At 58.9% G+C, this 6,595-nt stretch carries 8 protein-coding genes; 3 read left to right on the top strand and 5 right to left on the bottom strand.

Going from position 1 to position 6,595, the window contains the following annotated elements:
• Window positions 1–168: 168 nt before the first annotated feature.
• Complete coding sequence (cmoA, locus tag C0623_12060; GenBank protein ID PLX98569.1) at window positions 169–897, bottom strand: carboxy-S-adenosyl-L-methionine synthase CmoA; 729 nt, start codon at window positions 895–897, stop codon at window positions 169–171.
• Window positions 898–1,049: 152 nt separating this feature from the next.
• On the opposite strand from cmoA, the gene C0623_12055 reads away from it, so the two are divergent.
• Complete coding sequence (locus tag C0623_12055) at window positions 1,050–1,259, top strand: hypothetical protein (GenBank protein ID PLX98568.1); 210 nt, start codon at window positions 1,050–1,052, stop codon at window positions 1,257–1,259.
• On the opposite strand, the gene C0623_12050 is transcribed toward C0623_12055, so the two are convergent.
• Complete coding sequence (locus C0623_12050; GenBank protein ID PLX98567.1) at window positions 1,250–3,037, bottom strand: TIGR04190 family B12-binding domain/radical SAM domain protein; 1,788 nt, start codon at window positions 3,035–3,037, stop codon at window positions 1,250–1,252. The genes C0623_12055 and C0623_12050 overlap by 10 nt on opposite strands.
• A 196-nt stretch (window positions 3,038–3,233) precedes the next feature.
• On the opposite strand from C0623_12050, the gene C0623_12045 reads away from it, so the two are divergent.
• Together C0623_12045 and C0623_12040 are read left to right on the top strand one after the other, a co-directional pair.
• On the top strand, window positions 3,234–4,208 hold the full coding sequence (locus tag C0623_12045; protein PLX98570.1) for an aldo/keto reductase: 975 nt from the start codon (window positions 3,234–3,236) through the stop codon (window positions 4,206–4,208).
• Window positions 4,209–4,381: 173 nt separating this feature from the next.
• On the top strand, window positions 4,382–4,954 hold the full coding sequence (locus tag C0623_12040) for a hypothetical protein (protein PLX98566.1): 573 nt from the start codon (window positions 4,382–4,384) through the stop codon (window positions 4,952–4,954).
• 6 nt (window positions 4,955–4,960) lie between these two features.
• On the opposite strand, the gene C0623_12035 is transcribed toward C0623_12040, so the two are convergent.
• The 3 genes from C0623_12035 to C0623_12025 form a co-directional block, all read right to left on the bottom strand.
• Window positions 4,961–5,413 (bottom strand): NUDIX hydrolase, encoded by a 453-nt coding sequence (locus C0623_12035; GenBank protein ID PLX98565.1) that lies wholly within the window; start codon window positions 5,411–5,413, stop codon window positions 4,961–4,963.
• Between the two features lie 15 nt (window positions 5,414–5,428).
• A complete protein-coding gene (locus C0623_12030; protein ID PLX98564.1) occupies window positions 5,429–6,070 on the bottom strand; it encodes a DUF480 domain-containing protein in 642 nt (213 codons plus the stop codon).
• Window positions 6,071–6,234: 164 nt separating this feature from the next.
• Window positions 6,235–6,345, bottom strand: a complete 111-nt coding sequence (locus C0623_12025) for a hypothetical protein (GenBank protein ID PLX98563.1) — start codon at window positions 6,343–6,345, stop codon at window positions 6,235–6,237.
• Window positions 6,346–6,595: the final 250 nt, after the last annotated feature.

Genomic DNA, 6,595 nt, shown 5'->3' with positions numbered 1-6,595 from the left:
GTTCGATCAGCGGCAGGCCGTTCAGCGCCGCCTGCCATTCGGCCATCTTGCCGTGACGGCGGGAGGTGAACTCGGCCGCGATCGCCGTCCTCAGCCGGGAGGCCCACTCCCGGAGCCCGAGCTCTTCGAGCTGCGGGTAGAGGGAATCGTAGATTTCGGGGACAAAACTCATTTGAACGCCACCAACGAGGCGAAGTTGAAGCATTGGAACCACGGCTCGACGACTGCGAATCCGGCCTGTCCGAGTCGTTCGATATGAATATCGAGCGATTCCGGGATCATAACGTTCTCAAGGGCGGTCCGTTTCTGACTGACTTCAAGGTCGCTGTAGCCCTGGGCCCGTTTGAATTCATGATGGAGGTCGGTCAGCAGCTCTTGCCGCGCTTCGTCGTCGAAGGCGACCTTCTCGGCGAGGATAAGGATACCGCCCGGCCGCAGACCGGCATGAATGTTTTTAATCAACTCCGACCGTCGGTCAACCGGAATGAACTGCAACGTCAGATTGAGCACAACAACCGAAGCGTTGTTGATCCGAACATCGAGGATATCGGCACAGACCAGTTCAACCGGAGCTGTCGCCGCATCGCCTTCGAGCAGCTGCTGCGCCCGCTCGATCATCGCTTTCGAGTTGTCGACGGCGACGATGTGACAGTCTTCGACGGTAATCCGCTGCCGCATCGCCAGTGTCGCCGCACCGAGGGAGCAGCCGAGATCGTAGCAGCGGCTGCCGGCCTGTGTGTACCGCCCGGCGAGAATGCCGATATTGGTGATCATCAGCCCGTAACCCGGTACCGACCGGTTGAGCATATCAGGGAAAACAGCCGCCACTTTTTCGTCGAACCTGAAGTCGACGATTTCATGCAGCGGCGTGCTGTATATCTTGTCCGGTCTCTTCACAAAGCAATCCTGAAAAATGAGGTGTGCCGAAAATACCGAATGAAGGGGCGCTTTGACAATAAAAAAGGCCGAAAAGTTGCAGATTAATAACCTCTATGGTTATAATTTAAACAAATCAAACGGATCAAACAGGATAGAGATGTGGAGCCACTATGACCAGGGAGCAATTCAAAACACTCTGTGAAACAACCGAAATCGGAACCTCTATGAACTTCACTTATCGCGATCTCGAAATCAGGGGCAAATTTATCGGTTGTGCCGAAGATGCATTCATTATCGAGGCCAACGGCAAAGCAATCTTCTGGCCGTGGGATTTGTGCGATTACCGCAAGTCATCCTACCCGACCCCGAGCTACTCCTGAACGCTGCAATCACTTTCCGATCGGACCGCTCCGGCAAGGCGGTCTGGTTCCCGGTGTCGACCGCGGTACGGTTTAAAACTCTCCTTCAAGAGCTCGCGCAGGATCCCACCCCAACGGAAATTCAGAAGATGCCGCCGCCAGAACAGCTCCCGTTTGTCACACACCGTCGACACACTGAACCGGTTGATCTCACCCTGCAGCAGGGAGCTCGTCAGCGCATCGAGTTGTCCCCCTTGCATGGAAATGAGTCGCCCTTCCAGCTCCCGTGCCCGCGCAATATGCTCACCCACGGCCCGGGCCCGGCGCCGCCCGATCCGGCCATACCTGAGCTTCAGCTCGTTGAGTCGCCCGGCGGCCGCATAGGTTGCCTCCACCAGGTCATCGCGCGTCATGCAGTCGGTTTCGTAGTTGAGGATCTGCCGCCAGGAAGGGCGCAGCAGACGCTGCCGGTGTTCCTCGAGAGTTCGGGCAAACAGCCGGTAGCCGCTCGCAGCGGGATCTTCGAAGACCCGGCTGCCGGGATCAAGGAACGGTCCCATCGGCGAGATAAAACAGGAGAGGCGTCGATCGAAACGGGAGAACAGTTCCTCGCAGTAGCTGATGCTGTCATCGACCGAACAGACACTCTGTCCGGCTAATCCGATCATGAAAAAAATATCGATTCGGTGACAGCGCAGTTCCAGCGCCCGGGTGATGGTCTCTTCCATCTCGACGTTTTTGTAAAAGACAGTGTGATCCTGGCGGCGGCGGATCGCTTCGTCATGGCTCTCCGGCGAGAGTTCCAGGCTCCAGTTCCGGACCGAGCGGTCGATCCGCTGCAAAAAATCGTGCGGCGGCATACCGAAAAACTCGAAGACCAGTTCGTTCCGGAGCCGCTGCGCCGCCAGCAGATCGAGCGTTTCATTGGCCGCGTCAACCCCGGGCTGCAACAGATCGCCGACCAGGAAAATCGGCCCGCGCGAAATGCGACTGATATCAACAATATTCTTCACCAGGTTGCGCGGGCTGCGGTAGGCCGGTCGTCGACGCGACACCGTACATTCCCCGGCGGTCCCGGATCCGCCGCAGGTCTGGCATTGGTGCTTGCACCCCTTGACGGTGAAGACGGCTGTGATCGGGTTTTTCCACCAGCCGTTAAAAGGGAGTACGCTCTGCAGATCGCGATGCCGCAAGACCATCCGCATCATGCGAACCGGATCGATGTCGACATAATCATAGTTTTCCGGAACGCAGGAGAGCGGATTCACCCTGATCTCGCCCTGATCCTTCCAGGTCAGATTCGCCACCCGCCGCAATTGTACCGGTTCATCGAGGTGCCGCATCAGGTCGTACAGCGGCGCTTCGACCCCATCACCGCGCAGAACGAAATCGACCTGCGGATAACCGATCAATTCCTCGTGAAAGTAGCTCGCCGAGTAACCGCCAAAAATGACCGGGATCTCCGGATGCGCAGCCTTGGCCAGCGCCGCAATTGCCAATGAACCGTGAGCATGCGGCAGCCAGTGCAGATCGATGCCGAAAGCGCGCGGCCGCTGCCGGGCGAGAAAAGCCGGCACATCGAACCCGGGGTCGTTCATCATGCGCAGGGCGAGATTGATCACCCGGACTTTGAGGCCGCGCGCCTCGAGGTAGCTGGTGATGGTGAGAAAACCCAGGGGGTACATCTCGAAGACCGGCGACGAGGGGATCAGATCGCTGACCGGCCCGTAGAGGATCGATTTCCGCCGAAAATCATAAACGCTCGGGGGATGCAGCAGAACAAGATCGATGCGTGACATCAGGCCTCCTGAAATAAAATTAACCCGCTCTCATAATCTTATCACTTATCAGCCGTTTTGCAGGCCGGATCGCTCTCGGCTCAAAAGTAAAAACATGTCGACTTGACAACCATCATTTGAGTGCAAGGATTTAAACAGTGGTTTGATGGGAATCGGTTACTGAGACACGGACTGAAAACAAAAGGAAGGACGCATGATGGAACAGAGAATTCTCGGAACAGAGGGTCTGCAGGTATCGGCCCAGGGGCTCGGCTGTATGGGGATGTCTGATTTCTACGGAGCCCGCGACGAAGACGAATCGATCGCCACCATTCACCGGGCGCTCGAGCTCGGGGTCAATTTTCTCGACACATCAGACATGTACGGCCCACATACCAACGAGATGCTGGTCGGCAAGGCGATCAGCGACCGCCGCGACGGCGTCGTCGTCGCCACCAAGTTCGGAATCATGCGCGGCCAGCCGGATGCCAACGGGCAAGTGCCGATCACCGGCATCTGCGGCCGGCCGGATTACGTGCGCCAGTGCTGCGACGCCTCGCTGCAGCGACTCGGCATCGATCACATCGACCTCTACTATCAGCACCGGGTCGATCCCGGGGTCCCGATCGAGGAGACCGTCGGCGCCATGGCCGACCTGGTCGCGGCCGGCAAGGTCCGTTATCTCGGCCTCTCGGAAGCGGCGCCGGCGACCATCCACCGGGCCCACGCCGTGCATCCGATCAGCGCCCTGCAGACCGAATACTCGCTCTGGAGTCGCGACGTCGAGGCGGAGATCCTGCCGACGCTGCGCGAACTCGGTATCGGCCTGGTCCCCTACAGCCCGCTCGGGAGGGGCTTTCTGACCGGCAGGATTACCAGCGTCGACGACTTCGACGTCAACGATTTCCGGCGCATATCACCGCGCTTCCAGGGCGAAAACCTGCAGAAGAACCTCGAACTGGTCGACAAGATCAGGGCGCTCGCCGAGCAAAGAGGCGTTACCGCCGGCCAGCTGGCGCTCGCCTGGGTGCTGGCCCAGGGCAATGATATCGTGCCGATCCCCGGCACCAAGCGGCGGCGTTATCTTGAAGAGAATGTCGCCGCCGCCGGGATCACGCTGACCCGGGCCGAACTTGACGCAATTGCCGCCGCCCTGCCGCCCGGGGTAGCCGCCGGCCTGCGCTACCCGTAACAGGCGATGCAGTTCGTCAACGGTTAGAGGCGTCAGGCGAAGACTTCACGCCGGCTGACGGTGCTCAATCCGGAAGAAAGCTTGCCGTTCCGAAGAGCGCGGCCAAAGGGATGGATTGAACCTCCGTTTTTCTGTATGATCCGTGAAAAGCGAAAATCAAGGGAGCCGCCTTCATGTCAGCTGAAACAATCGCCCTGCTTACCATCCCGATCCTGGTCTTTCTCGCCCGCATTCTCGATGTCAGCATCGGCACCCTGCGTATTATCTTCGTTTCCAAGGGGTTCAAGAGTTACGCCGCCCTGCTCGGTTTCATCGAGTCCCTGGTCTGGGTTCTGGCGATTACCCAGGTGATGCAGCACATGGATAACTGGATTACCTACATCGCTTTCGCCTTCGGTTTCTCGGTCGGCAACTACGTCGGCATCATGATTGAGGAGCGGATCGCCGTCGGCAGCCAGATCCTCCGCGTCATCACCCGGCACGATGCCACCGAACTGCTCCGGCACCTGCGCGCAGAAGGCTACGGCGTCACCAGCGTCGACGCTACCGGCGATAGCGGCCCGGTCAAAGTCATCTTCACCGTTGCCCGCCGCCGCAAGCTGGAAAAAATCATCCGCACCATCAAGCAGTTCAACCCCAACGCCTTTTACACCATCGAGGATGTCCGCTTCGTCAAGGAAACATTCATTCCGCAGATCGCAAGCCGGCCGTTCGTTCCGTTCCGGTCTATGCGCATGAGGAAGTAACGGGATTCAGGGATCGATCCGCCGATACGGGCGTTTGGTGTAGCTGTAGAAGCGGACGGCGCCACCATCCCTGCCTTCAGCGGCGAGCAGATCGTGCAGGCGGTCGCGATTGACCGGATGGGTGATTCGTTCGCGGGCGGCCGGTTCACTCAGCCAGGCGACCTCAGGCGTCTCGTCACTCGGGGTCAGGTCGCCGCCGCCGACGGCGGCAACAAAGCCGTGAATGAGGGCGGCCGGTTCCGACAACTTCGACCAGATGACAGCCAGGCGCGGATCGGCGATCGTCATGCCGGTCTCCTCATGAACCTCACGGTGCAGAGCGTCAATCAGCGCCTCCCCCTCCTCGACCCGGCCCTGCGGCATCTCCCAACCCCTGTTTTTGTGCTTGACGCAGAGAATGGCGTTTTCCCGGTTACGCACCAGACAACTGACGACAAGAATATGCTTGGGATGCGGCATAGCTGACCCGGCCTCCTACTCGAACTGTTTACGGAAGGCTTCGAATTCAGCCTTCATGGCAGCGACCTCTTCTTCCAGCCGGCGGATCCGTTCATCCTCTTCGGCGACCTTCAGCCGGGCCGCCTCCGGCGGCGCGGCGGCTTCCGTTTCCGCCGGTTCCGGGACTCCGGCAAAAAGATGGGCATAGCGCTGTTCCTTGCGCCCTGGCTGCCGCGGCAACCGGGTAACCAGCGGCGTATCGAGCTCCATCAATTCATCGAGCACCGCTTCGACGGCGTGTAAATCGGCGAAGGGACGCATCCGCTCACAACGGCTGCGGAGCTCGCCGAGGGTTTGCGGCCCGCGCACGAACAGTTCACAGAGGATCGCCAACTGCTCCGGTTCGAGATAAAGCTTCGCCTCCAGGTTATGGCCGTACTTCGGCACCCGGCTCCCCTCGCCGCTGGCATGCAGCGCCATCCCCCGGAAGCGGAGTTTGTCGAGCGCCTTGACGACATCGGTCTCATCGAGCTCGAGCACCGGGTCGCGGTTCGATTTCTGGTTGCAGGCGTTGGTCAGTCCGTTCAACGAGAGCGGATAATACTCCGGAGTGGTCATCTCTTTCTCGATCAGACACCCCAACACGCGAATTTCAGTTGCGGTCAAATCTGTTTCCATTGGAACTCCTTCAACGTCTCGATTCAGTCATCCATCTCGTCAAGCATCGCCTTGGCAAAATTTTTCGCGCGGCCACCCGGCGCCATCATCCCGTAGGCCATCGCCTCGCGCAGCTCCTCCGCACTGGCCCCCTTCTCCTTCGCGACCGCGAAGTGCTTCTGCAGTCAGTCGGGGCAGTGTACCGCCACGGCACAGGCAACGCGGATCAGTTCGCGGGTTTTGATATCGAGTACCTCGCTGTACTCGAAATCGAAAAAACTCTTGCGGATCTTCATACGGTCCTCCTTTGCAATCAATCTGCCTTTGATTCTATCGGAACGGGTGATCGGGTTCAAGGAAGGAAGCAATGGCCGACTGCCATGACCGGGTGATTAATGCTCGCCGGAAGCAATCACACCGGACCGGGATTGAAAAACAAAAGTCGTGATTGAGCAAATATCTGCTATCTTTTGAGTATGTCTGATTTTGAAAACACTGAAAAACTGAGTCGCAGTGAACTGATCACCACCCTCGCCCACTACTACC

The sequence above is a fragment of the Desulfuromonas sp. genome (assembly GCA_002869615.1).
Lineage (GTDB): Bacteria > Desulfobacterota > Desulfuromonadia > Desulfuromonadales > UBA2294 > BM707.
The sequence above is the reverse complement of the archived record's forward strand: the minus strand, read 5'-3'. Positions and strand labels throughout refer to the sequence as shown.

Coding starts and splice junctions, on each gene's coding strand:
- C0623_12025 (PLX98563.1), bottom strand. CDS start 6,345: ATGAAGATCCGCAAGAGTTTTTTCGATTTCGAGTACAGCGAGGTACTC.
- C0623_12030 (PLX98564.1), bottom strand. CDS start 6,070: ATGGAAACAGATTTGACCGCAACTGAAATTCGCGTGTTGGGGTGTCTG.
- C0623_12040 (PLX98566.1), top strand. CDS start 4,382: ATGTCAGCTGAAACAATCGCCCTGCTTACCATCCCGATCCTGGTCTTT.
- C0623_12050 (PLX98567.1), bottom strand. CDS start 3,037: ATGTCACGCATCGATCTTGTTCTGCTGCATCCCCCGAGCGTTTATGAT.
- C0623_12045 (PLX98570.1), top strand. CDS start 3,234: ATGGAACAGAGAATTCTCGGAACAGAGGGTCTGCAGGTATCGGCCCAG.
- C0623_12035 (PLX98565.1), bottom strand. CDS start 5,413: ATGCCGCATCCCAAGCATATTCTTGTCGTCAGTTGTCTGGTGCGTAAC.
- C0623_12055 (PLX98568.1), top strand. CDS start 1,050: ATGACCAGGGAGCAATTCAAAACACTCTGTGAAACAACCGAAATCGGA.